The organism is Duganella violaceipulchra, from assembly GCF_019166075.1.
GTDB lineage: Bacteria > Pseudomonadota > Gammaproteobacteria > Burkholderiales > Burkholderiaceae_D > Rugamonas > Rugamonas violaceipulchra.
Genome location: NZ_JAHTGR010000018.1, coordinates 83,284 through 106,427 on the forward strand (window position 1 = coordinate 83,284; position 23,144 = coordinate 106,427).

At 68.5% G+C, this 23,144-nt stretch carries 21 protein-coding genes; 15 read left to right on the forward strand and 6 right to left on the reverse strand.

Features of this window, described 5'->3' with window-relative positions:
• Positions 1-66 precede the first annotated feature (66 nt).
• The 7 genes from KVP70_RS26940 (at position 67) to KVP70_RS26970 (ending at position 5,788) form a co-directional block, all read left to right on the forward strand.
• Positions 67-1,089, forward strand: a complete 1,023-nt coding sequence (locus tag KVP70_RS26940; RefSeq protein WP_217945489.1) for a phospholipase C/P1 nuclease family protein — start codon at positions 67-69, stop codon at positions 1,087-1,089.
• Entirely contained in the window at positions 1,089-2,447 is a 1,359-nt protein-coding gene (locus KVP70_RS26945; protein WP_229225119.1) for a peptidylprolyl isomerase, read from the forward strand. The genes KVP70_RS26940 and KVP70_RS26945 overlap by 1 nt, the downstream gene beginning before the upstream one ends.
• The gene (locus tag KVP70_RS26950) at positions 2,444-3,016 is read left to right on the forward strand and encodes a hypothetical protein (RefSeq protein WP_217945490.1); all 573 of its coding nucleotides are present in this window, start codon (positions 2,444-2,446) and stop codon (positions 3,014-3,016) included. The genes KVP70_RS26945 and KVP70_RS26950 overlap by 4 nt, the downstream gene beginning before the upstream one ends.
• Positions 3,017-3,109: 93 nt before the next feature.
• Positions 3,110-3,475: a hypothetical protein gene (locus KVP70_RS26955; RefSeq protein ID WP_217945491.1), complete on the forward strand. Its 366-nt coding sequence runs from the start codon at positions 3,110-3,112 to the stop codon at positions 3,473-3,475.
• Positions 3,476-3,534: 59 nt separating this feature from the next.
• Positions 3,535-3,915 (forward strand): GFA family protein, encoded by a 381-nt coding sequence (locus KVP70_RS26960; RefSeq protein WP_217945492.1) that lies wholly within the window; start codon positions 3,535-3,537, stop codon positions 3,913-3,915.
• Between the two features lie 36 nt (positions 3,916-3,951).
• Positions 3,952-4,959, forward strand: coding sequence for an alpha/beta hydrolase (locus tag KVP70_RS26965; RefSeq protein WP_217945493.1), 1,008 nt, complete (start codon positions 3,952-3,954; stop codon positions 4,957-4,959).
• A gap of 142 nt (positions 4,960-5,101) precedes the next feature.
• A complete protein-coding gene (locus KVP70_RS26970; RefSeq protein WP_217945494.1) occupies positions 5,102-5,788 on the forward strand; it encodes a hydrolase in 687 nt (228 codons plus the stop codon).
• A gap of 54 nt (positions 5,789-5,842) precedes the next feature.
• On the opposite strand, the gene KVP70_RS26975 is transcribed toward KVP70_RS26970, so the two are convergent.
• The 5 genes from KVP70_RS26975 to KVP70_RS26995 are packed head-to-tail and all read right to left on the reverse strand — an operon-like array spanning position 5,843 to position 11,805.
• Entirely contained in the window at positions 5,843-6,205 is a 363-nt protein-coding gene (locus KVP70_RS26975) for a hypothetical protein (RefSeq protein ID WP_217945495.1), read from the reverse strand.
• On the reverse strand, positions 6,202-6,573 hold the full coding sequence (locus tag KVP70_RS26980) for a hypothetical protein (RefSeq protein ID WP_217945496.1): 372 nt from the start codon (positions 6,571-6,573) through the stop codon (positions 6,202-6,204). Before KVP70_RS26980 ends, KVP70_RS26975 begins: the two co-directional genes overlap by 4 nt.
• Positions 6,574-6,582: 9 nt before the next feature.
• Entirely contained in the window at positions 6,583-10,635 is a 4,053-nt protein-coding gene (locus tag KVP70_RS26985; RefSeq protein WP_217945497.1) for an NHL repeat-containing protein, read from the reverse strand.
• Between the two features lie 25 nt (positions 10,636-10,660).
• Positions 10,661-11,233 carry a hypothetical protein gene (locus KVP70_RS26990; protein WP_217945498.1) on the reverse strand — a complete coding sequence of 191 codons (573 nt, stop codon included), beginning with the start codon at positions 11,231-11,233 and terminating at the stop codon, positions 10,661-10,663.
• Positions 11,230-11,805: a hypothetical protein gene (locus KVP70_RS26995; RefSeq protein WP_217945499.1), complete on the reverse strand. Its 576-nt coding sequence runs from the start codon at positions 11,803-11,805 to the stop codon at positions 11,230-11,232. The genes KVP70_RS26990 and KVP70_RS26995 overlap by 4 nt, the downstream gene beginning before the upstream one ends.
• Positions 11,806-12,053: 248 nt before the next feature.
• Here KVP70_RS26995 and KVP70_RS27000 point away from each other — a divergent pair, with 248 nt between their 5' ends.
• The 7 genes from KVP70_RS27000 to KVP70_RS27030 all read left to right on the forward strand — a co-directional run bounded on the left by KVP70_RS27000 (position 12,054) and on the right by KVP70_RS27030 (position 20,576).
• Positions 12,054-12,296: a hypothetical protein gene (locus tag KVP70_RS27000; RefSeq protein ID WP_217945500.1), complete on the forward strand. Its 243-nt coding sequence runs from the start codon at positions 12,054-12,056 to the stop codon at positions 12,294-12,296.
• Between the two features lie 172 nt (positions 12,297-12,468).
• On the forward strand, positions 12,469-13,215 hold the full coding sequence (locus tag KVP70_RS27005) for a Crp/Fnr family transcriptional regulator (protein WP_217945501.1): 747 nt from the start codon (positions 12,469-12,471) through the stop codon (positions 13,213-13,215).
• A 357-nt stretch (positions 13,216-13,572) separates the two neighbouring features.
• Positions 13,573-15,861, forward strand: a complete 2,289-nt coding sequence (locus KVP70_RS27010; protein WP_217945502.1) for a TonB-dependent receptor — start codon at positions 13,573-13,575, stop codon at positions 15,859-15,861.
• A 9-nt stretch (positions 15,862-15,870) separates the two neighbouring features.
• Entirely contained in the window at positions 15,871-16,848 is a 978-nt protein-coding gene (locus KVP70_RS27015) for a fatty acid desaturase (protein ID WP_217945503.1), read from the forward strand.
• Positions 16,845-17,633, forward strand: coding sequence for a phosphate/phosphite/phosphonate ABC transporter substrate-binding protein (locus KVP70_RS27020; protein WP_217945504.1), 789 nt, complete (start codon positions 16,845-16,847; stop codon positions 17,631-17,633). Before KVP70_RS27015 ends, KVP70_RS27020 begins: the two co-directional genes overlap by 4 nt.
• 151 nt (positions 17,634-17,784) lie before the next feature.
• Positions 17,785-19,494, forward strand: coding sequence for a methyl-accepting chemotaxis protein (locus KVP70_RS27025; protein WP_217945505.1), 1,710 nt, complete (start codon positions 17,785-17,787; stop codon positions 19,492-19,494).
• A 59-nt stretch (positions 19,495-19,553) separates the two neighbouring features.
• A complete protein-coding gene (locus tag KVP70_RS27030; protein ID WP_217945506.1) occupies positions 19,554-20,576 on the forward strand; it encodes an aldo/keto reductase in 1,023 nt (340 codons plus the stop codon).
• On the opposite strand, the gene KVP70_RS27035 is transcribed toward KVP70_RS27030, so the two are convergent.
• Positions 20,563-21,435, reverse strand: a complete 873-nt coding sequence (locus tag KVP70_RS27035; RefSeq protein WP_217945507.1) for a LytR/AlgR family response regulator transcription factor — start codon at positions 21,433-21,435, stop codon at positions 20,563-20,565. The two genes, KVP70_RS27030 and KVP70_RS27035, sit on opposite strands and share 14 nt — an antisense overlap.
• 170 nt (positions 21,436-21,605) lie before the next feature.
• On the opposite strand from KVP70_RS27035, the gene KVP70_RS27040 reads away from it, so the two are divergent.
• Positions 21,606-23,141, forward strand: a complete 1,536-nt coding sequence (locus KVP70_RS27040; protein ID WP_229225120.1) for a carboxylesterase/lipase family protein — start codon at positions 21,606-21,608, stop codon at positions 23,139-23,141.
• Positions 23,142-23,144 lie beyond the last annotated feature (3 nt).

A 23,144-nucleotide genomic window follows, 5' to 3' on the forward strand; every position in this document is an offset into this window, starting at 1 on the left:
AGTAAAGTGGTTCTAAAAAAAGCAATATGTGCATTGTAGTATTCGAGTCCCCTACCAGGAGACTCTATGAAAACTGCATTGATCGCCACGAGCATCGCCATGGCCGTTTGCGCCACCACGCCCGCCCTCGCATGGGAGCAGGAAACCCACCGCCAGATCGTGCTGGACGCGGTGAACTACATGAAGAACAACCCGTCCACCACCAACTACAACAAGCTGGTGGCGGGCGTGACGCGGGCCGGCTTCACCGTGGACCAGTTCGCCACGGCGCTGGGCCAGGGCGCCTACGACGTCGACGATTTCGCCGACACCTACATCTGCGGCGCCTCCACCGGCGACTGCCAGCTGGCGCCGGTGTGGGGCGCGGGCGCCAGCATCGTCAAGTACACCTCGTACTGGCACTTCCAGAACCACACCTCGGGCGCGGACGTGCACGGCAATCCCTTCGGCGGCTACAACTACGCCAAGCTGGGCATGGCCGGCGACATCGACAACATGGCCGCCGGCTGGCTCTACGGCGACTACCTGGACGACGGCGCCGGCGGCCTCAAAGGCTGGTTCGGCGACAGCAGCAAGTACAACAGCTACGGCGTCACCGAGGCGCACTACCGCTTCGGCGGCGTCTCCAGCGCGTCGCAGTACGCCGATTTCGAGACCATGCCGTTCCAGCCGATCGACAACCTGGGCCAGTATTGGTGGCAGCAGTTCCTGGCGCAGCCGACCGCGCAAAGCCTGGGCTTCACGCTGCACACCACCGACCTGCTGCAACCGCACCACACCTGGGCCACGTCGGCGCACAACCACTCGTCGTGGGAGCAGTGGGTGCGCGATAACTACGCCAGCCAGCACCTGAACGATCCGGCGCTGGTGAGCGCCGCGCTGGCCGACTTCACGCCGCTGGCGCCGGCCGCCGTCGACATCCGCCCGCTGCTGACGCAGGGCGGCAGCTACTCCTACGCCAACGGCGGCATCGTGCTGTCGTCGACCGACCAGGGCGACCGCACCCGCGTGGCGCAGATGATGATCCCGCATTCGATCGCGATGGTCGTGGTGGTGCTCAATCGCGCCGCCGAACGCCTGGCCAACTGATGCGGAAGTCGATGCTGCGGCCGATAGGCCTGGCGCTGCTGGCGGCCGCGCTGGCGCTGCCGGCGGCCGCCAAGGTCACCTACGGGGTCAGCGATCCGGCGCTGGCCGCGCGCATCGACGGCGCGCCGGTGACGGCCTTCAGCGTCGATGCGCTGTGGCGCCTGGCGCGCGTCAAGGATGGCCGGACGGCGCGCAGCGCGGTGCTGGAGGAGGTGGTGCTCAACCGCCTGCTGGCCGGCGCCGCCCGCGCGCGCTTCGACGAGGCGCAGCTGTATGCGGGCCAGCGGGTCGGCTTCGCGCGCGAGGTGGCGCTGGACGACCAGCTGGTCGCCAGCTTGCGCGGCCTGTATGGCAAGGAGATGCAGCAAGCCTTGCAACAGCTGCCGGGCGGCTCGCTGGACAGCCTGATTGTCGAACAAGGCAAGCCCTCGGCGGCGGCGCTGGACGCGGTGTTCGGCAAGCCCGAGCAGCTCAAGCTGGAGTTCACGCTCAACGCCGAGCAGCTGGCGCGGGCGCGCGGCATCGTGCTGCTGCGCTACACGCTGCCGTCCGGCGCCGGCACGGTCACGCTGGCCGACGTCTACCGCCGCCAGAACGTGCAGGGCAGGGTGGCGCTGTACAACCGTCAGGCGGACTTCCTGCAACAGCAGGCCAGGCAGGATCTGGCCGGGCGCTTTGTGCTCGACTGGAGCCGGCGCCAGTTCGGCGAGGCGGCCGTCGCCGACCTGCGCCAGGCGCTGGCCGAACGCGGCGAGGTGCAGGCGCTGCGCCAGCAGCACGGCATCGGCGACGATATCGAGCACACCAGCGCCTTGTTGCAGCGCCTGGCTGGCGAGGTGACGCCTGCCCAGGTTGCGGACTACTACCAGCGCCACCGCAACGAGTTCACGCGCATCGAGCGCGTCAAGGCGCGCCACATCCGCGTGGCCGACGAGCCGACCGCGCAAACGGTCTACAAGGCGCTGGCCGCCGGCGCGGATTTCGCCGCCACGGCGCGGCGCTATTCGACTGCCGGCGACGGCGGCGCGTCCGTCTGGATACGCCATGAAGGCAAGCCGGACTGGCTGGCGCAATTGGCGCTGGCCCAGCCGGAAGGCCAGCTGTCGCGGCCGATCCGCACGCCCGCCGGTCCGCGTGACGAGGCGGCGTGGGAAATCATCCAGGTCGAGCAACGTGTGATGGGCTACCAGGCGCCCGACTCGGAAGCGGTGCGCTACGCCGCCAGCAATGCGCTGGCGCGCCAGGCGGCGCAGGCGCAACTGGCGGCGCTGCGCAAGCAATTGCTGCGCGCCGCGCAGATCGACATCAACCGCGGCCTGCTCGATCAGCCGCTGCCAACCTTGGACAAGGCCCAATGAAACCTGCCGTGATCGCGGGTGTGGCGTGCCTGCTGGTGGCCGGCTGCTGGCTGGCCTGGCGCGGCGACGCCGCGGGCCTGCCGCTGCGCGCCGATGCGGGGCAGGGCGCGGCGCAGGCCGGCGATGGCGCCGCGCGCGGCGCGCAATGGCCGCCGGCGACACCGGAACCCGTCGCCCGCGAATTGAAATTCGTGCCGCTGACGCCGGTCGACAGCAGCGCCTCCGCCTGGCTGAGCATGGCGGCCGCGCGCGAGAACGGCGATCCGCGCACGCCGCCCATCGAGCGCGACGCCGAGCCGCGCAGCGCGCCCACGCCGGCCCAGCTGGCCGACCCGCAAGCCTACCAACAATACGAGCAAGCCCAGCACACCCGTCTGCTGGGCGCCTATGTCGCCGCCGCCGCGACCGAGCTGCCGCGCCTGCAGGCCGACCTGGAACGCGGCCGCCAGGCCGGCATTCCGGCCGGGCAGCTGGCCAAGCTGGAGGAAAAAATCGCCCGCATCCAACGCCAGTCGGCCGAAATCGTCAAAGAACATCCTCAAATGCAAGGCTATGTCACACGCCGGTAATTTCTAGCTGGCAAGATTGCTTCCTGAAGTCACTCGATGTGGTCTACCCTTACTGCCTCTGACCGGAGGCAGTCTTTTTTTGAAGGATGGTTTATGCAGACCGCAGAAGTGGTGTTTTCGCGCCAGCTGGGCGTGGTGAGCATGGCGTTGAGCGTGGGCGGCAAGGTGGTCGCCCAAAGCACCAGCCAGGAAACCATCGCGCGTGAACTGCAGATCCGGTCGCTGCGCTTCCTGACGATAGACGGCCTGTTCACGGCGGAATTGCCGACCACGGAAAAGACGCTGGAGCAGGCGTCGGCCGTGGTGTTTGCCGAGCCGATGCCAGCGCTCAAACTGGTCGCCGCCTGTTCGGCGGTGGGCGAAACGGTGGGCTTTCTTTTCCCCGAACGCCGGCGCCGCCCGCGCGAACCGCTGGCCGACGGCGGGCCGGATACACCGGCCACGCCACGACCAGATTGACGCCGCCCGCGCGCTTCGCGCATCATGGACGCTGGCGCCATGACGAGGGAGCGAGCACCATGAATGAAACCGGCCAGTTGCACGGCAGTTGCCTGTGCGGCGGCGTGGCGTACCGGGCGCAAAAGCCGGTCGGCCACGCCAGCCATTGTTATTGCACCATGTGCCAGAAGCAGCACGGCGCCGCCGCCGGTTCGTATGCGAATGTGGCCGCCGCCGGCTACGTCGTCGAACGCGGCGCCGACCTGATCACCGAATACGCCTCGTCCGACCATGGCCGCCGCGGCTTTTGCAAGATCTGTGGCTCGACGCTGTTTTGGCGCAGCACCCAGGCGCCTGAGCGCATCGCCATCACGCTCGGCACGTTGGAGCCGGAGTACGACGGCCCGGTGCAGCGCGAATTGCACACCGATACCAAGCCGGCCTGGCTGCCGTTGCGCTAGCCGCGCCTGCGCGCGCCTGTGGCATACTCGGCGGCTATGACGCCTGATCCCATCGCCCGTTTCCTGTCAGCTGTCGCCATGCTGTGTCTGCACATGGCGGCGTCCGCTGCGCCATGCGTGGAGCCGCCCGCCGATCCCGCCAACACCTACGACGCGCCGCACACCTACGCCAAGCTGGCGCCCCGCTATCCGGCCATCCGCATCGCCAGCGCGGCGCTGCCGGTGGACGTGGGCCGCGTCGCCGACCTGACGTATGCGCAGCTGGGCACGCGCTGCCTGAAGCTCGACCTGTACCTGCCGCTGGCGGCGCGCGCCGACGGCGGCATGCCGGTGGTGGTGCTGGTGCACGGCGGCGGCTGGCGTGCCGGCTTCCGCGCCGAGTTCGCGCCGATGGCGGTGCGGCTGGCGCAGCATGGCTATGCGGCGGTGGCGATCAGTTACCGGTTGTCGGGCGAGGCGCCATATCCGGCGGCCATCCACGACACGCGCGCCGCCGTGCGCTGGGTGCGCGACAATGCCGGCCTGTACCACCTGAATCCGCAACGCATCGCGCTGGCGGGCGGCTCGGCCGGCGGCCAGATCGCCAGCCTGGCCGGCGTCACCGGCCAGCTCGACCGGTTCGATCCGGGCGCCGGCGAGGGCGCCGTATCGAGCGCGGTGCAGGCCATCGTCAACATCGACGGCTTGTCGGACTTCACCGCCGAGGCGGCGCTGAAATACGAGGACGACCCGGCCAAGCAGCCATCGGCGGCCGGCGCCTGGTTCGGCGGCCGCTATGCCGAAAAGACCGCGCTGTGGGCCGAAGCCTCGCCGATCCGCTACGTGCGGCCCGGCATGCCGCCGATCTTGTTCATCGCCAGCGCGCAGCCGCGCTACTCCGTCGGCCGCGAGCAGATGGCGGCCCGCATGACGCAGGCCGGCGTGGCCAACCGCACGCTGGTGCTGCCGGATACGCCCCATTCCTTCTGGCTATTCGATCCCTGGCTGCAAACCACGGTGGACGCCATGGTGGCCTTCCTGAACCAGCAGGTGCCGCAGCGCTGAGGCATGGCCCGAGGAGGGGAGTCCGGGGTAGTCCGGCCTCTCCATTTAGCCAGTGGCGCGCCCATGGCGCCCGGCCTAAGATGGTGGCAGCCGCGCTCATTGCAGCGGGCGCCGTATTCAACCCATCCAAATGGAAGCCACCATGACCAATCCTAAACTTGAAGTATTGACGCCGACCAACTGCCAACTGATCTTCATCGACCAGCAACCGCAAATGGCCTTCGGCGTGCAATCGATGGACCGCCAGGCGCTCAAGAACAACACCGTGGCGCTGGCCAAGGCCGCCAAGGTGTTCAACATCCCGACCACCATCACCACCGTCGAGACCGAAGCGTTCTCCGGCCACACCTACCCCGAGCTGCTCGACGTGTTCCCAGGCAAGCCCATCCTGGAACGCTCGTCGATGAATTCCTGGGACGACCAGAAAGTGCGCGATGCGCTCAAGGCCAACGGCAAGAAGAAGGTGGTTGTCTCGGGCCTGTGGACCGAGGTGTGCAACAACAGCTTCGCGCTGTGCGCGATGGCCGAGGGCGACTACGAAATCTACATGGTGGCCGACGCCTCCGGCGGCACCTCGAAGGAAGCCCACGACTATGCGATGCAACGCATGATCCAGGCCGGCGTGGTGCCGGTGACCTGGCAGCAGGTGCTGCTGGAATGGCAGCGCGACTGGGCCCACCGCGACACCTACGACGCCGTGATGGCCATCGTGCGCGAACACTCGGGCGCCTACGGCATGGGCGTCGACTACGCCTACACCATGGTGCACAAGGCGCCGCAGCGCACCACCACCAGCCACGAGACGCTGGCCGCCGTACCGGCCAGGTAAGCGCCACGCGGCGGCCCGCAGCGGCGCGGCCCGCTGCCGCGCGCCGGTGGCGGCTCAGGTCGCGTCCACCTGGCCGCCGTCGTCCCTGGTGGCCGCCACGTCGGCCCAGAACTCATCGTACATGGGCTGCACGCTGACGCCGTCGGGCACCTCGCTGAACTCCAGCACGCATCCGCCAGCCTCGTCGATCTTGACAAAGCGAGCCCAGCCGTTCTGGTCCAGCCGTCCCTGCCGCAACACCTTGCCGGCGTCGTCGCGCACCACGAAGGGCAGGCCGGCCATCGGCGCGCCGTCGTCGCGGAAGCACTCGATTTCGATCCAGTGCTTTTCGCAGGGCAAGACCGTGGCCTGCAGACGCTTGGCCGGCAGCGCCACCGGCTCGGCAAACCGGTCCTTCAGCGGCGTGGCGACGCTCATTCGGCTTCCCCCGCGCGCGCCGCCAGCCATGCGCCGACCTCGGCGTGCAATTGGCGCAGGCGGGTGGCCGGCCGTAGCGCCGGGTTGTCCAGGATCGGCGCCGCCCAGGGAAAGCGAGCGTCCGCCTCGAAGCCGGGGCCCAGCACCGCCATCACATCCAGATAGGTCGCCACGCTCGCCAGGTCGTCGATGCCGCGCCGTCCTGTCTGCGCCACGGCGAAGTCGACCCGCCGCCGCGTGCCGGCCTCGCCCCACAAGGCGGCCGCTTCCGGCCAGCGCTGCGCCACCAGCGCCGCCAGCCGGCGCTTGCTGGTTTCCAGCTGCGCCTCGGCCAGCGTGCGCATTTGTTCGTCGCGGATGGTCAGCATGGGCAGCCCTCAGCCGAATTCGTGGATCATCAGCGAGCACAGGTTGGCGCCGCAGGACGAGGGGTGGCGGTGACAGCCGATCAGCGGCGCCCCGCGCGCCGCCGCCGACGCTGCGCGGGCGGCCGCCACCGCAGCGCACGCCAGGACCGCGTTGCCGGCGCCCGGGCCTTCGCGCACCGCCACCAGCGCCGCGACCGCCGCAATGACCAGGCGACTCTCGAATGCCGCCACCTGGGCCGCCGTTGGCGCGGCCGGCAGCACCACGCCGGTGGTCTGCGTCTCCACTGCCGGCCCCAACGCTGCTGCTGCGGCGATCGCCGCCAGCACGCCGGGCTCCACATTGGCCAGCGCCGCCAGCTGTCCGTGCGCGTCTCCTGCGGCCTCTGGCGGCAGCCTGGCCGCCACCAGCACACCGGCGGCATCGCTGGCCGGCCCGCCGAAGCCGGCCGCCATGGTCATGCAATACGCTTGCGCGGCACGCGCGCAGAGCTCGGCGGCCAGCAAGTCAATCGCCGCTTGCTGCGGATAGGCGGCCGGTGGCCCGGCGACGCCGCGCGCCAGCGCGTAGGCGACCAGCGCCTTGGCCACGTTCACCGGCCGCATGCTATCGACCTGGTTGGCCGCCAGGCGGCGCAGTTTGTGGCTGCGCCGGTCCGCCACGTACAGCATGTGGTTGTTGAAGGCCAGCGCGCTCGGGGCGCGGAAGCGCGCGGTAGCGGGCGCCGCGCCATCGGTGTCGCCCTGCTCGCCGGCCGCGCCGGCCAGCGTGCTGACCGCGCCGTTCGCGGCGAGCTGGCGGATCACGTTGTTGCCGGTATCGGCGACGATGATGGCGCCGGCATCCCCCGCCGTCACCGCCGTCGGCCCGTTGAAGCGCGCGGCGCCGGCCGGGCCGTCGATCGCACCGGTCTGTCCCGCCTCCCCGGCCACCGTGCAGACCCAGGCCGTCTCCAGTGTCAGCATGCGCACGCAGGCGCTGTCAGGCGAGACCAGCGCCAGGTTGCCGCTGGCATCGGCGGCGGCGGCCAGCGGCGCCCGCAGCATCGCCCCGGCCAGGGTGGCGTGGGCGCCTTGAGCGGCGGCCAGCGCGACCGCCAGCTCCGCGTCGGCCAGGTTGCCGTCGATGCCGCCGTCCTGGTCGGCCTGGCCAAACTGGCGGCGGTTCAGGGCGACATGGCCGGTGTCGACTTCATGCACCAGGTGGTGAACGGCGTCCATCACATACAGCAGGTTGTTGTGGGCGGCCAGCCCGCGCACCGAGCCGATCGCCTGGCAAGGATGACTGGCCAGCACGTTGTGCTGATCTAAGGAGCGCAACCCGGTCCCGTTCTGGTCGGCGATCCATACCCGGCCATTGGCCAACGCCAGGCCGCGCGGCGCGTTCAATCGCCCGGCGCCGAACGGTCCGTTGTCGCCGCCGTGTTGAAGAGCCAAGCCCGCTATCGTGCTGACATTCCCGGCCGCATCCATCGAGCGGATGGTGTGGTTGCCACGGTCCGCCACCAGCAGGTCCGTGCCCCGCCGCTGCAGGGCGCACGGCTGGTTGAAAAGCGCGGCGGCGCCCAAGCCGTCCGCGCTCCCTGTCACGCCCCAGGTGCCACAGGCGGTAAGGACCATGGCGGGATCGGGCACGAGGTTGATGTGGCGCACCGCGTGGTTGTCGGTGTCGGCCACCCATAGCACGTGGGCGCCGACGTCGTAGACGAGGCCGCCGGGCTGGCGGAAGCGGGCCTGGGGGCCGGGGCCGTCCAAGGCGCCCGGGGTGACGGCGTCGCCGGCGATGGTCCGCACCACGCCGGCCGCGCTCAGGTGGCGGATGCAATGGCCGTCGGCGATGTAGAAACCGCCGGCGCCATCGGCGGCGATGGCGGACGGCGCGGTGAAGCGGGCGGCGGCGCCGAGTCCGTCCTGCGTGCCCGGCTGCTGGTCGCGCCCGGCCAGCGTGACGCAGTTGTTGCGCGGCGCCACCTTGCGGATGGTGTGGTTGCCCTGGTCGGCGACGTACAGCATGCCGACGGCGTCCAGCGCCAGTCCGGCCGGCGTGTCGAACCGGGCCGTGGTGCCGGCGCCGTCGGCGGTCCCGGCCGTCGTCGCCGCGCCGGCCAGGGTCAGGCAGTCATAGGCGTCGGGCATCGCCTTGTATTCCATCACGCGGATCGTGTGGTTGCCGGTGTCGGCGACGTACAGCAGATCGCGTACGGTGTCGTAAGCCAGCCCTTGAGGGTGGCGGAAGCGCGCGCCGGCGCCGACGCCGTCGTCCGCGCCCGGCGTCTGCGCGGCGCCGGCCAGGGTTTCCACGTCGCCGTGCTGGCTTAGCTTGCGGATGGTGTGGTTGCCGCTGTCGGCGATGTACAGCCCGTTGTTGCACAGCGCCAGGCCGTGCGGGCGGCGGAAGCTGGCGGCGATGCCGTTGCCGTCGGCGTGGCCTTCGCGGCCGGGCGCGCCCGCCCTGCGCACCAGCGCGCCGCTCGCATAGTCGAGCGAGGCGATGACGCCGCTGCCGGTGTCGGCCAGCAGCAGTAGGCCCGCGGCGGCGTCGTAGGCCAGCCCCATCGGCTGGAAGCAGCGCAAGCCGTCGACGGCTTTGGTCACGGCGGCGGCGGCGCCCGCGCCCAGGGTGCGCGGCGTGCTGTTGTTGGCGACGGCGCCCCGCACGGCCCGCCTGGCCTCCTGCATCTGGCGTTTGGCGCCGGCACCGGCGGCGGCCTGGGCGGCGTGCGCGGTGATCGCCAGGTCGGTCGCCTCGACCGCGGCGCTGATGGCCGCCGCCGCCACCAGCTGGGCAACGGCGCGCGCCACCGGCTCCGCCGCCGCGGCAGCCTCGGCGGCGTCGGCGCTGACGTTGCCGTTGATGCCGGCGGCCAGCCATGGTCGCATCGCGCCGCCGGCGGCGGCCACGATCGGCGCGGCGGGCGCGCCGGGCGCCCCGCGCTCGGCGATGTAGTCGGCCACGGGGCGGTGGGCGTCGCCCAGTGTGTGGTGCTCCAGCGCTGCCTGGTATGCCGCCGCGACCGCCAGGTGATTGCCGTAGGGAGCGCCGCCGGCGACCCGGTGGGCCGCCGCCGAGGCCGCGGCGATCAGCGCGATCGCGACCCCGGGGACCGGCCCGAGCACGCCGCTGTGATAGGGGTCGCGGCCCTGGCGGGCCGGGTCCGCGCCGTGCAGCAGCATGCCCAGGTTGCTGCCGCGCGGCCCGGCGTTCGCCTGATTGATCGGGCGGCCGGTGGTCTGCATCCGTCCTTCCGCAGCGTAGCCCTGGGTGGCGTAGGCGTGGACCCCGTCGCCGGCGGCGGCCTGCGCGTCATGGAACGGGTGGCCGAACAAATTGCCGGCGCCCAGAGAATACGCGCTGACCCGCACGCCGGGCACCAGCGCCAAGGGGATGTTGGCGGCGCGCTCGCGCGCGCCGTGGTGGGTCGGCGAGATACCGATGACGTTGCCGTCCACCAGCGCGCCGCCCAGATCCCAGGGGAACACCTGGTGGCGGTAATGCGAGTCGGCCGGCAGCAGCATCCATTCGGCGGGGGCGCCGGGATCGCGTATCCGCAGCGCCAGGCCGGCGTGGTTTTTGCCGCTGCCGCGGCATTTGATGATTTCCACGCCGGTGTTACCCAACTGGATGGACGCCAGCCCGGCTACGGTCCAGTAGTGGATGTGGACGCCGTTGGCCAGCAGGTTGGCCAGCGCGGCGCCGCCGAAGATGCCCATCGGCTGCCTGGGGATCACGATCCGATGGCCGGCGCCGAGCAGCGCGCGAAACGCAGGCAGGGTGGAGGTTTTGTAGTGGTCTTCGTCAAAGTGCGACTGCACGATCATGCGCAGGCTGCTGTTGCAGAACACTGGCGCCGGCGACGGATACGTGAACAGCAGGCCGCCGATGCCGCCGCCCATGTCGTAGTACAGGAAAGGCCGGCCGTCGGCGTTGAAGACGCCGTTGAAGCCCCCTTGGCCGATGTCGAACACGCCGACGAACGCGGCCCGGTCGTGCTGGCCGGCGCCGGCCGCGAACGGCTGGTTGACATTGACGGGGGTATTGGCGACGTCGTCTCGGTGTTCTGGCATGGTGGGGCTCGCAGCGCCGGTGGCGTTAGAGGAAGGCGCGCAGCGCGAACAACTGCTGCGCATGCAGGTTGCGCGGGATGAACAGGCGCGGCAGGACATGGATGACGTCGTGCCTCGAATTCGGTTGGCCGACGCCGGCGGGGTCGGGGTTCGTCGCCGCTGGACGGAACTGCTCCAGGTTGATGGCCGCCCGCAGTCCGTATGTGACCGGGGTGAGCATCCACCACGACGATTCTTCCAGCTGCTGGCTGGCGTTCTTCAGCAGGTCGTCGCGCAGCCGGGCGAAATGCTGCGGCGTCTGGATGCACTCCAGCAGCCGCACCTCGGAACTGAGGGCCTCGCCGTTGAGCTCCGGCGGCCGCAGCGGGTCGGGCAGTTGCCGGTACCAGCTGACCTTGGCTGCGTCCAGCAACATGTAGACCTGGTGTTGCGCGTCCTCGGAGCCGAACGCATCGTCGATCGACAGCACCAGCGCGTACAGGCTGTCGTCCGGGTCGTCCGCGTACAGGATGTCCGGCATGTCGTCGTCCGGGCCGTCGTTGCGGGCGATGCGCCCCCGCATGGTTTGGCTGGGCGCCGGGCTGCGCGGGCGCTTCATGGTCCCTGCCAGTCGATCTGGTCGGGGTCCTGCCGCAGCTCGGCGCCGTGGTGCAGGCCGGCGGGACGCCGGTATTCCTGGTCGAGCGCCTTGCGCAACTCGTCCGTCAGGTCGGTCTCCATCTGAATCGTGCCGGTGCGTTCGAGCTGGTCGGCGGCGGACATCAGGCCCATGTATTCCATGAAGGCGCGCGCCGCCTTGCGCGTGGCCGGCCCCAGTTTGGTCTCGCCGCCGCAGTCGAAGCCCAGGTTTTCCAGGCGCCAGCGCACGCCGGCGAAGGTCTTGATGGTCAGCCGCTTGCCGATGTCGAGCCGCCACTCCAGCGGGCCTTCATCCGGCAGCGGCGACGGCCAGATGCGCAGGGTCGCCGTGCGCGCCGTGCGCGGCACCTGGTGCCGGATGACGCCGTCGGAGCCGACCCAGCCCTTGTCGCGCTGACTTGCCACGTCGAATTCGTAACTGCAACCGCCAAAGGATTCGCCGCCGGGTCGCTTGGGCAGGAAGGCGACGTAGGCCTTGCGCACAAAGACGAACTGGTGCAGCTGATCGAGCCGGACACGCATCACCGCCATCGAGACTCTCCAATACGAGGGATACCCTGCGGCGCGCCCACAATCTGCCCGTGGCACGCAGCAACATTTTCTTTATTCTAACGCCATGTGGTCGGTGGATTCTCTCACATTGTTGCAACGCGGGGCATACCACAGCGACGGCTGAGTGCAACCGCGCGGGGATATTGCCGCCGCAGGCAGTCACGCGGCCCAGGGTGCTATACAATCGATGCCTGGAGTCCACCAAACACTAGCGCCCGGAGGCTGCGATGTCGACCACCCATACTTTCCGTCCCGACTATGTCGGCGCCGAAGTCGTCGAAGCCGGCATCGAAGTTGCCGACCGTAAAGGTCCGGACAGCGCGGCCGCCTATCTCAGCCAGCGCGGCGTGGCGGACACGGTGATCCAGCGCGTGGTTGCCGAGCCGGAACATCGCCGCAATCCCGGCCGCTTGCGCAGCCGCGACGAGCGCCTGCTGGAAGAGGCGTCACGCTTCAAATTCAAGCGCTGAAGGAGGGCGGCGGGGCTAGGCGGATTCGGACCGCCGTAGGACAGGGACCACATCGCCCTATGTTCCCAGCCTACATATGGCCCGTCCGTGCTCCTATAATCGAGCGCACATGGCGCGGATATAGTGTTGTTCATCAGGTCGCAATGATCGACAACACCCCAAGAGGCTCGCCATGTACCATGCTACTCATCCTTCCGTATCGCATCAAGCAGTGCGCTCCACGCAGGCAGCAGCATCCGCACCGGTCGTCAGCCTGACCGGCGCCCAGCAGAACGATTTGCTGCGTGCCCTGTCCCGTGAAGAGCTGATCAGTTTGTTCGAGCACCTGGAACTGGTGCCGCTGGACGCCGGCAAGCACCTGTTCGACTTCGGCGACAAGATGGAATACGCCTACTTTCCCACCAACGCCATCGTCTCGCTGCAATTCGTGACGGAGGACGGCGGCGCCTCCGAGATCGGCGTGGTCGGCCGCGACGGCGTGGTCGGCGTGTCGATGTATGAAAGCGAACGCGCCAACTGCTCGGCCGTGGTGCAGAGTGCCGGCTACGGCTACCGCATCCGCGCCTCGGTGTTGCGCTCGGCCTTCTTCGACGGCGGCGCACTGGCCCAGCAGCTGATGCGCCACACCAGCGCGCTGTTCGCTCAGCTGGCGCAGACGGTGGCCGGCGCCCGCCACGGCAGCATCGAACAGCGCCTGTGCCGCTGGCTGCTGGAACGGCTGGACCGCTCGCTGTCGAATGAATTGAAAGTCACCCAGGAAACAATCGCCAACCTGCTGGGCGTGCGGCGAGAAAGCATCACCTGCTGCGCCGGCAAGCTGCAGGAAAAAGGCATGATCGAATGCCGCCGCGGCACTGTTGTCGTGCTCGACCGCGACGCCATGGAACGCCATGCCGGCGGCTGCTACATCCCCGTCTAATGCCTGTACCTGGGCGCATGCTGGAGCTGATCCAGCTTGCGTTGCACCAGCCTGTACCAGGCACTCGCCCATCTGGTCGCCCTGATCGATTCCTCCACCGTTGCCGCCGCCATGCAGCGCTGCACCGCCCGCATCTGGCGGTGCAGGGCATAGGCGGCGGGCGGCGGCTTGCGGCATGTCGGCGAGATATCCATGCCTGCATTCTGGCGCAGTTTCAACACCGCCGTTGTGCGCTGGCACACCGTGTGGCCATCTCGGCCCAACGGCCGCCAGATAAACTAGCGCGATTATCTTCGTGTTCAAAGCGCTTGCCGCTCGTTATACTTCGCCCATAGGAAACAATACTTAAGGGTGCAGATGGGTAAGCAAGGGCAAGTGTGCGGCGCGTTGGCGCTGTGGTCGGTTGGCGCGCTGGCCGCCGCGCAGGCGGCCGAGGCGGAAGTGGGCACCGAAAAGATCGACCGCGTCGTGGTCACCGCCACGCGCTCGGCCGGCGCGGTCGACGTGCAGCAGGTGCCGGCGGCGATCACCGTGCTCAAGCCGGACAGCCTGGCGCGCTACGGACAAGGCAACCTCGGCGATATCGCCAACCTGGTGCCGGCCATGTCGGTGCAGCAGCAGGCGCCCGGCGTCAACAACATCACCATGCGCGGGCTGGTGGTGCGCGGAATCGTGCCGTCCGAGGTGCAGGATGCGTCGCTGGTGGCGGTGTACATCGACGACATGCCGGTGACGCTGAAATCGTCCAATCCCGACCTGAAGGTGCTGGACCTGGAGCGCGTCGAAGTGCTGCAAGGGCCGCAGGGCACGCTGTTCGGCGCCGGCGCGATGGCCGGCGCGGTGCGCCAGATCACGCAAAAGCCGGAGCTGGGCGACCTGTTCGGCACGCTGGAGGCGGTCGGTTCGAACACCTCCGGCTTCGGCGGCGCCAACCGCAATCTGCGCGGCATGGTCAACCTTCCGCTCAAGGCCGATGTGCTGGGCCTGCGCCTGACGGCCTACACCGGCAACGATTCCGGCTACATCCGCAACCAGCTTGTTGGCAGCAGCACCTTCGGTAAAACCACGAACGACGTCTCCACCAACCAGGGCCGGGCCGCCTTGCGCCTGCGCGCCTCGCCGGACCTGCTGATCGACGCCAGCGTCACCGCCTCCAACATCAAGGGCGGCGTCAACGACGCCTACGCCGGACTGGCGCCGTTCACCACCATCGCCTTGCTGCCGCAGACCAGCAACGACCAGCTGCAGCTGTACAACCTGGGCGTCAGCTATGACCTCGGCAACGCGCAGCTGGTGTCGTCGACTTCCTACCTGCACCGCGACACGCTGTACGTGACCTCGGCCCAGTATCCGGCCACCGCCTTCATCTTCGGCGGCAAGGCGCCGCTGATGCAGGCCGCCTACACGATCGGCAACGCGGTCACGGATTTCGCGCAGGAGTTCCGCCTCAACTCCAAGGGCTCCGGCCCGCTGAAGTGGACCGCCGGCGCCTTCTTCGAAACCGGCAAGCGTGACACGCGCCAGGACGAACCGACCACCGGCTTCGACGAACGCTTCGCCGCCACGCATAACTTCCCCGGCTATAACTCGCAGGCCAACGACCTGGCCTTCAATCCGAACGACTTCTTCTCCGGCACGCAGAACACCAGATCGCGCCAGCTGGCCTTGTTCACCGAAGCCACCTACACCGTCTGGGACAAGCTGGACCTGACGGCCGGCCTGCGCCTGTTCAAGGGCACGCAGGACTTCGACCTGCGCTTCACCGGCCTGTTCGGCAACCTGGTCGGCGCCACGCCGTCGGCGCCGGTCGGCCAGCCGGAGCTGAGCAACAGCAGCGCCACCTCGCAGGGCGCCAATCCGCGCTTCGCCGCAGCCTACCATGTCGACGCCGACCATATGCTGTATGCCTCGGTGGGCAAGGGCTTCCGCTACGGCGGCAACAACCAGCCGGTGCCTTTCAACTTCTGCGGCGTCAACGCGCCGGCCACCTTCGCGCCGGACAGCCTGTGGAACTACGAAGTCGGCTCGAAGAACACGCTGCTGGACCAGCGCATGACCTTCAACGCCAGCGCCTATGTGATCGAGTGGAAGGACGTGCAGGTGTTTAACAAGCTGCCGTGCACCTACTACTTCACGCAGAACGCCGGCAAGCTGCGCAGCGAAGGCCTGGAACTGGAAACCGCCTTCAAGCTGACGCGCCACGCGTCGCTGGGCCTGAGCGCCGCCTACAACCACGCCTACGCCACCCGCACCGTGGTCACCGGCATCGCCGCGCAGAACATCCCGGAAGGCAGCCGCGCGCCATATGCGCCGCGCCTGTCCGCCACGGCCACGGCCAGCTACACCGTGCCCGTGCGCGGCAACGACGAAGTGGGCGTCGCCGCCAGCTACGCCTACCACAGCGACGCCTACACCAACTTCGCGGCGGCGCAGGGCAGCTACGCGCAGATACCGTCGTCGAACACGGTCAACGCCACCGCCACCTACAAGACGGGCGCCTACGAGTTCGGCCTGTTCGGCACCAACCTGACCAACGGCGCCAAGATCAGCGATGTCACGCCGAACACCATCGCCATCCAGCCGGGAGATACCTTGTTCATGGTGCGTCCGCGCACGCTGGGCTTGCGCGTCAAAGCGCGCTTCTGATAGCGCCCGATGGACTCACCCAGCCTGAAGCAGCAGCGCTCCGAGTACGTCGATGCGCATCAGCGGGTCGAAGTGCTCGCCGAGCGCAAGCGCTTGCTGTGGCTGGGGGAGTGGCCCACCTGGCTGCTGATCGCCGTGATCTACGGCGGCTGGTTCCTGACGCTGGCGAACTGGCGCCGGATCGGCGACCTGCCGGCCACCTTGCTGATGATCTGGTGGTGCGCCTGGTATATGTCGCTCCAGCATGAGCTGATCCACGGTCATCCCACGCCGTGGGCCTGGGTCAACCGCCTGTTCGGCTTTGCGCCGCTGGCGATCTGGTATCCATACCGGCTGTACCGCGACAGCCATCTGCGCCACCACATCGACTTCCACCTGACGATGCCGGCGCTCGATACCGAAAGCTATTACGTGTCGCCGTCCGTGTGGGCCGGCATGGGCAGGCCGGTGCGGCTGCTGTACTGGTTCAACAAGACCTTCTGGGGACGGCTGCTGGTCGGTCCGGCGATCGCCGTCGCCGCCGCGTGGAGCGAGGCGCTGCGCCAGCCCTTGCGCGGCGAGTGGCGCAACCTGCCAATGTGGCTGATCCACTTCGCCATGCTGGGCGGCCTGCTGTGGTGGGTGCATGCGGCGTTCGGCATGGCGCCGCTGTACTACGTGCTGGCGATCTCGTATCCGGCGCAGTCGCTGACGATGATACGGTCCTACTACGAACACCGCCCGGCGGCGGAGCACAAGCAGCGCATCGTGCTCAATGTGGCGGGCCTGGTGTTCCGTGTGCTATTCCTGAACAATAACCTGCACCTGGTGCATCACGACCTGCCGTCCCTGCCGTGGTATCTGCTGCCGCGCGTGTACCGCGCGCGGCGGGCCGCCTACAATACGCGCAGCGGCGGCTTCCATCTGCACGGCTACGGAGAGCTGATGCGCCGTTTCGGCTTCACCCCGGTCGATGCGCCGGTCCACCCGAACATGCCCGACACATGACCTGGAAATTCGCCCTGCCGATGTACAACGTCTCGCCGCGCCTGCTGCACGGCCACGAGGCGCTGCTGCTGGCGCTGGCCGACGAAACAGGCGTGCGCGCCGAATTGGTGCGGCCGGCGGACCTGCCGGCATTCTGGCGCCAGCCGGACGTGCTGCTGACCCAGACCTGTGGATATCCCTACTTGACGCAGTTGCGCGGCCATGTAACCCTGCTGGCCACGCCGTGCTTCGACTTTCCCGGCTGCGAGGGCAGCGACTATTCCAGCTTCATCGTCGCGCGCGAGGGCGGGGGCATACGCAGCCTGGCGGACGCGCGCGGGCGCGTCGCCGCGGTCAACGATCCGGATTCGAACAGCGGCATGAACGTGCTGCGGCACGCGGTGGCGCCCTGGTCGCAGGATGGGCGCTACTTCGAATCGGTGAAGTGGTCCGGCAGCCATGCGGCCAGCCTGCGCATGGTGCGTGAAGGCGCGGCCGCGATTGCGTCCATCGATTGCGTGAGCTTCGCTTATCTGCTGCAGGAAGACCCCGCGAGTGTGCAAGGGGTGACCATCTTGCAGCAGTCGGCGCGGTCGCCGGGCTTGCCGTGGGTTGCAAGCAGCAAGGCGTCGCCGGAATTGACGGCGCGGCTGCGCGCGGCCTTGCTGGAACCCGCGCCGGCACTGCGTGCGTTATGCGATGGCCTGCGTATCCGGGGCTTCGAGCAGCGCAGCGATGCCGACTACGGCCGCATCCTGCAGATCGAGGCCGAGGCGCGGGCCGCCGGATATCCGGACCTGGCCTAACGGTTGCGACTTGCATGCGTTGCGTTTTAGTAGCAATGCGGCGTAATTTCTCGCTTGCTTATTTTGCGGTAATTCTGTTCCGCTATACTGGCTTATGGCCGCTCAGACGGCCGGCTTTCTCATCACTCCTCCACTTCTATGGGCAGTCACCATGACTATTACAAAGCGCTTGATCTTGACTTTGTCATTGGCGTTACTCGCGCTGATTTTCGTCGGCATTACCGGCCTTACCCAATTGTCCCGCGCGCAGCAGCGCCTCGACATGGTGCAAACCCGCCTGATTCCCAGCATCGCCGGCCTGAATATGGCCAAAGGCTATCTTGCCGATAGCCGCCTGGCCGGCTATCGGCTGTCGGTGTTTTCCAACCTGGCCGACAAGACTGCCCTGGACAAAGCCTACAGCGACGCTCACGCCAAGTTCGACGAAGTCATCGCGACCTATGAAAAGGAACGCATCTTCGACGACACCGACCGCAAGATGCTGGAGGCGGACAAGGCCAACATGGCGGCCTACCGCCAGGCGCTGATTCCCTTCCTGGCCGGGGCCCATGCCGGCGACATGGACGCGGTGCGCGCCACGCTGCTGGCCGGCACGCCGCTGGCACTGTCGGCCGGCGCCGTCAAGAAAGGCTTCGACGACCATATCGCCTACAACAATAAGCTGATCAGCGATGTGCGCGAAGAGAGCGACGCCGCCTACAAATTCGCCTTCCGCCTGATGGTGAGCGTGGTGCTGCTTGGCCTGCTGGTGACCGGCGCGCTGGCGTGGCAGCTGTACGTCATCATCAAGGGCAGCCTGGCGTCGATCCGCGGCACGCTGGAGGACGTGAGCCAGTCGCTGGACCTGACGCACCAGATCAAGGTGGAGCGCATGGATGAAATCGGCCACACCGCCGTGGCGTTCAACAAGCTGCTGGAGCAGATCGCCGGCGTGATCGACACCGTGCGCGCATCGACCATCGCCGTCGGCGCGGCATCGCAGGATATCGCCAGCGGCACCGGCGACCTGTCGCAGCGCACCTCGTCGCAGGCGGCGGCGCTGGAGCAGACCGCAGCCAGCATGGAGCAGCTCACGTCCACCGTCGGCCAGAACGCCGACAACGCCCGCCAGGCCAACCAGCTGGCGCGTTCGGCGTCGGACGTGGCGGCGCAGGGCGGCACGGTGGTGGAGCAGGTGGTGGTGACGATGGGATCGATCAACGAATCGTCGCGCAAGATCGTCGACATTATTTCGGTCATCGACGGCATCGCCTTCCAGACCAACATCCTGGCGTTGAATGCTGCGGTGGAAGCGGCGCGCGCCGGTGAGCAGGGCCGTGGCTTCGCGGTGGTGGCGACCGAGGTGCGCAACCTGGCACAACGCTCGGCCGCTGCGGCCAAGGAGATCAAGGCGCTGATCGACGACTCGGTGGAGAAGGTCGGTTCCGGCACCAAGCTGGTGGAGCAGGCCGGCACGACGATGCAGGAAGTCGTCGCCAGCATCAAGCAGGTGACCGACATCGTCGGCGAGATCAGCGCCGCCACGCAGGAGCAGAACGACGGCATCGCGCAGGTGCACCAGGCGGTGACGCAGATGGACCAGAGCACGCAACAGAATTCGGCGCTGGTGGAGGAAACCGCCGCCGCCGCGCAGACCCTGCGCGACCAGGCCGACAAGCTGGAGCAAGTCGTCAGCGCGTTCAAGATCAACGCCTCGGCCGCCGCGTATGCGCCGCCGAAGCGCCCGGTGCGCGCCGCCGCGCCGGTGGTGGCGACACTGCCCAAGGCCGCGCGCCCCAAGGCCGCGCCCCAGCCGGCGGCCGTGCCGAAGAAGCTCAAGGTTAGTGCGGCAGCCAGCAAGGACGAGTGGGAAGAGTTCTGACCGGCGATGCGGTTGATTGATCCACGCTACAATCCAGACACACTTATTGGAGGGTAGCGATGGATCATAACCGTCTCGGAAAATCCGGCCTGCGCGTGCCGGAACTCAGTTTTGGCACCGGCACTTTTGGCGGCGGCAACGACTTCTTCAAAGCCTGGGGCAGCACCGACGCAGGCGGCGCCTCGCGCCTGATCGATGTCTGCCTCGAACACGGGGTATCGATGTTCGATTCGGCCGACGTCTATTCGGACGGCCTGGCGGAACAGATCCTCGGCCAGGCCATCAAGGGCAAGCGCAACCGCTTGCTGATCTCCACCAAAGTCACTTTCCCGTCCGGCCCCGGCGCCAACGATTTCGGTTCGTCGCGCCAGCATCTGATCGAAGCGGTCGACCAGTGCCTGCAACGGCTGCAAGTCGAGCATATCGACCTGCTTCAACTGCACGGCCAGGACAACAACACCCCGGTTGAGGAAACCCTGTCCACACTGGACCAGCTGGTCCGCTCGGGCAAGGTGCGCTATATCGGCGGCTCCAACTTCTCCGGCTGGCATCTGATGAAATCACTGGCGGTGTCGGAACGCTACGGCTATCCGCGCCACGTCGCGCACCAGGTCTACTACTCGCTGCTGAACCGCGACTACGAATGGGAGCTGATGCCGCTGGCCGAAGACCAGGGCGTTGGCGCGATGGTCTGGAGCCCGCTGGGCTGGGGCAAGCTGACCGGAAAAATCCGTCGTGGCCAGCCGGCCAAGCCGGGCACGCGCGCGCACGACATCGCCGGCACCGGGCCGAGCTTCGAGGAGGAGCGCCTGTTCCGCATCGTCGATGCGCTCGATGTCGTGGCCGAACAAACCGGCAAGACCATCCCGCAAGTGGCGCTGAACTGGCTGCTCGGAAAGAAGACCATCTCCAGCGTGATCATCGGCGCGCGCGATGAGCAGCAGCTGATCGACAACATCGGCGCCACCGGCTGGCGTCTGAGCGCGGAACAGAACGCACTGCTGGAGCAGGCCAGCGATGTGTCGCCGGCCTATCCGGTGTGGCACCAGCGCGGGTTCCCGATGTTGGCTAGAGGTTCCTGACCGGCGCCGGCTGCTCGCGCAGTCTCGCCGCGACCGCCCTGACGGCGGCCGCATGGCTGCGGCTGGCGCGCAGCGGGCCGCCGTGTGTCAGGTGCAGCAGGGCGTCGCCGTTGGCCAGGGCTTCGACCCTGCGGATACGATCGACCGCGACGATCATGCTGCGGTGGATGCGCAGGAACTGGCCGGCATCGAGCCGCGCGCAGAAGCCCGACACAGTATCGCGCACCAGATGCTGTTCGGCGCCGAGGTGCAGCGCCACATAGTTGCCCTGTGCTTCAATCCAGTCCACCTCCGACAGCGGCAGCGAAACCAGCTGGCCGCGCCGTTTGACTTCCACATGGGGCGACGCGGGCGCCGTGTCCAGCACGGGCGTCGGCGCCGACACCGCCATCCGCCACGGGCTCGCCTGGAACAGCGCGGTGAGCGCGGCCAGCGCAAACATCAGCAGCGTGAAATTGCCCACCAGTTGGCCCCGGATTTCGTCCCCGGACGGCAGCCACCGCCCCCCGAAGGCCCATGCCGCCAGAAAACAGGACGCCAGTATCAATGCCAGCGCCAGGGCGGCGGCGCCGGCGGCGTGGATCAGCAGATGGCGGCCGCGAGCTGGGCCGCGCAGCGGGAAACGCGCCATCAATGCCTGTACCGCCGAGGTGGTCGTCGTGCCCAGCAAGGCGGCCAGCAGGATGCGCAGCGCTTCATGGGGCAGGCTCAGCGTCTGGCCGGCCTCGCTGGCGCGCAGCATGTTGCCGGGTTCGAGTACCAGCAGGAAGGCCAGCCAGTACAACAGGCTCCAGGCGTGCGGACGCAGCCAGGCGGGCCGTTGAGCCGGCGCATGGACGGGATGGGGGGTGGTCGTCATGCGTCCGATTCTAGCAGCGATCACGCCGGCTGCGGAAATGGGACGGGCCGGGGCGCAAAGTGACCAACCGGTCTGGCCCGACCGGCGCCGCCGGGCGACACTGGCTGCTCATCAATCGTACGGGAGAGGACATGGGCAAGACGCTGGGGAGATGGTGCAGATGGTGCAGGATGGCGACATTGCTGGCTTTGTTGGCTTGGGGCTGGGCGCAGGCGGCGCCGGTGATGACCACGGACGGCGCGTTGGCGGGGCGGCGGCAAGATGGCGTGGACGTGTATCGCGGCATTCCGTTCGCGCTACCGCCGTTGGGACAATGGCGCTGGCGCCCGCCGCAGCCGGTGCCGGCATGGCGCGGAGTGCGCGATGCGGGCAGCTTTGCGCCGGCGTGCATGCAGCAAGGCGTGGCTATGCCCGGCGAGCGCGCGCCGCAGGTCAGCGAGGATTGCCTGTACCTCAACCTGTGGACGCCGCCGCGCCGCGCCGGCCAGCGTTTGCCGGTGATCGTCTGGATACATGGCGGCGGCTACGCCAACGGCTCGGCGTCCATGCCGCTGTACCACGGCGACCGGCTGGCCCGCCGGGGCGTGCTGGTGGTCACCGTGGCGTACCGCCTGGGGGCGCTCGGATTCCTGGCCCACCCGGCGCTGAGCGCCGAATCGCCTCATCGCTCGTCGGGCAACTATGGCTTGATGGACCAGATTGCGGCGTTGGAGTGGGTGCAGCGCAACATCGAGGCCTTTGGCGGCGATCCGGGCCGCGTCACCATCGCCGGGCAGTCGGCCGGCGCGATGGCCGTCAGCGCGCTGCTGGCGTCGCCGCGCGCGCGGGGCCTGTTCCAGCGCGCCATCGCGCAGAGCGGCGGCATCTTCGAGCCGCTGCAACTGGCGCCCGGCTACCTGCTGGCCAACGCCGAGCGCGACGGCGCCAGTTATATGGAAACGTTAGGCGCCACCACCGTTGAGGCGATGCGCGTGCTGCCCGCCGATCGTCTGGTTGGCGGCGGCGCCGGCCGCGTCACCCACCCGGTGATCGAGCCGGATGTGCTGCCCTTGTCGCCCTACGACGCCTATGTGCAGGGACGCTATCACGACGTGCCTTTGCTGCTGGGCTCAAACGGCGAGGAGGCGCGGGCGCTGGTTGACGTGTCGGCGCTGCGGGCCGACCGCTTCGAGGCCGACATCGCCGCCAGTTTCGGCGCCTTGCCGCCGGCGCTGCTGGCGGCCTATCCGCATGCGACCGACGCGCAGGCGCGCGAGGGCCGCCTGGGCCTTGAGCGCGACCTGCGCTTTGGCTGGGACATGTGGGCCTGGGCGCGGCTGGCCGGGGCGGGGCGCAGCCCGGTTTATTACTACAACTTCCAGCAGCGGCCGCCGTTTCCGGGCGACTCCGTCTACGCTGGCTGGGGCGCCAGCCACTTCGCCGAGCTGTGGTATATGTTCGACCACATGGCGCAGGCGCCGTGGGCCTGGCGCGACGCCGACCGCAGGCTGGCGCAGGCGATGGCGAGCTACTGGGTTCACTTTGCCGCCACCGGCGATCCGAACGGCCGCGGCGTGCCGCGCTGGCCGGCTTTCCGCTGCGCCGCCGGTCAAGTCCAATGGTTGGCCGATCCGATCAGCACCGGCCCGGTGCCGGCGCTCGGTTCCTTGCAGGTCTTCGACGCCGTGTATGCCGGCCTGCGGGGCAAGGCGTTTGGGCTGCCTTAGCCG

What these genes read in the sequence shown, in the direction of transcription:
- KVP70_RS26940 (WP_217945489.1), top strand. Translation starts at nt 67, where the DNA reads ATGAAAACTGCATTGATCGCCACGAGCATCGCCATGGCCGTTTGCGCC.
- KVP70_RS26945 (WP_229225119.1), top strand. Translation starts at nt 1,089, where the DNA reads ATGCGGAAGTCGATGCTGCGGCCGATAGGCCTGGCGCTGCTGGCGGCC.
- KVP70_RS26950 (WP_217945490.1), top strand. Translation starts at nt 2,444, where the DNA reads ATGAAACCTGCCGTGATCGCGGGTGTGGCGTGCCTGCTGGTGGCCGGC.
- KVP70_RS26955 (WP_217945491.1), top strand. Translation starts at nt 3,110, where the DNA reads ATGCAGACCGCAGAAGTGGTGTTTTCGCGCCAGCTGGGCGTGGTGAGC.
- KVP70_RS26960 (WP_217945492.1), top strand. Translation starts at nt 3,535, where the DNA reads ATGAATGAAACCGGCCAGTTGCACGGCAGTTGCCTGTGCGGCGGCGTG.
- KVP70_RS26965 (WP_217945493.1), top strand. Translation starts at nt 3,952, where the DNA reads ATGACGCCTGATCCCATCGCCCGTTTCCTGTCAGCTGTCGCCATGCTG.
- KVP70_RS26970 (WP_217945494.1), top strand. Translation starts at nt 5,102, where the DNA reads ATGACCAATCCTAAACTTGAAGTATTGACGCCGACCAACTGCCAACTG.
- KVP70_RS26975 (WP_217945495.1), bottom strand. Translation starts at nt 6,205, where the DNA reads ATGAGCGTCGCCACGCCGCTGAAGGACCGGTTTGCCGAGCCGGTGGCG.
- KVP70_RS26980 (WP_217945496.1), bottom strand. Translation starts at nt 6,573, where the DNA reads ATGCTGACCATCCGCGACGAACAAATGCGCACGCTGGCCGAGGCGCAG.
- KVP70_RS26985 (WP_217945497.1), bottom strand. Translation starts at nt 10,635, where the DNA reads ATGCCAGAACACCGAGACGACGTCGCCAATACCCCCGTCAATGTCAAC.
- KVP70_RS26990 (WP_217945498.1), bottom strand. Translation starts at nt 11,233, where the DNA reads ATGAAGCGCCCGCGCAGCCCGGCGCCCAGCCAAACCATGCGGGGGCGC.
- KVP70_RS26995 (WP_217945499.1), bottom strand. Translation starts at nt 11,805, where the DNA reads ATGGCGGTGATGCGTGTCCGGCTCGATCAGCTGCACCAGTTCGTCTTT.
- KVP70_RS27000 (WP_217945500.1), top strand. Translation starts at nt 12,054, where the DNA reads ATGTCGACCACCCATACTTTCCGTCCCGACTATGTCGGCGCCGAAGTC.
- KVP70_RS27005 (WP_217945501.1), top strand. Translation starts at nt 12,469, where the DNA reads ATGTACCATGCTACTCATCCTTCCGTATCGCATCAAGCAGTGCGCTCC.
- KVP70_RS27010 (WP_217945502.1), top strand. Translation starts at nt 13,573, where the DNA reads ATGGGTAAGCAAGGGCAAGTGTGCGGCGCGTTGGCGCTGTGGTCGGTT.
- KVP70_RS27015 (WP_217945503.1), top strand. Translation starts at nt 15,871, where the DNA reads ATGGACTCACCCAGCCTGAAGCAGCAGCGCTCCGAGTACGTCGATGCG.
- KVP70_RS27020 (WP_217945504.1), top strand. Translation starts at nt 16,845, where the DNA reads ATGACCTGGAAATTCGCCCTGCCGATGTACAACGTCTCGCCGCGCCTG.
- KVP70_RS27025 (WP_217945505.1), top strand. Translation starts at nt 17,785, where the DNA reads ATGACTATTACAAAGCGCTTGATCTTGACTTTGTCATTGGCGTTACTC.
- KVP70_RS27030 (WP_217945506.1), top strand. Translation starts at nt 19,554, where the DNA reads ATGGATCATAACCGTCTCGGAAAATCCGGCCTGCGCGTGCCGGAACTC.
- KVP70_RS27035 (WP_217945507.1), bottom strand. Translation starts at nt 21,435, where the DNA reads ATGACGACCACCCCCCATCCCGTCCATGCGCCGGCTCAACGGCCCGCC.
- KVP70_RS27040 (WP_229225120.1), top strand. Translation starts at nt 21,606, where the DNA reads ATGGCGACATTGCTGGCTTTGTTGGCTTGGGGCTGGGCGCAGGCGGCG.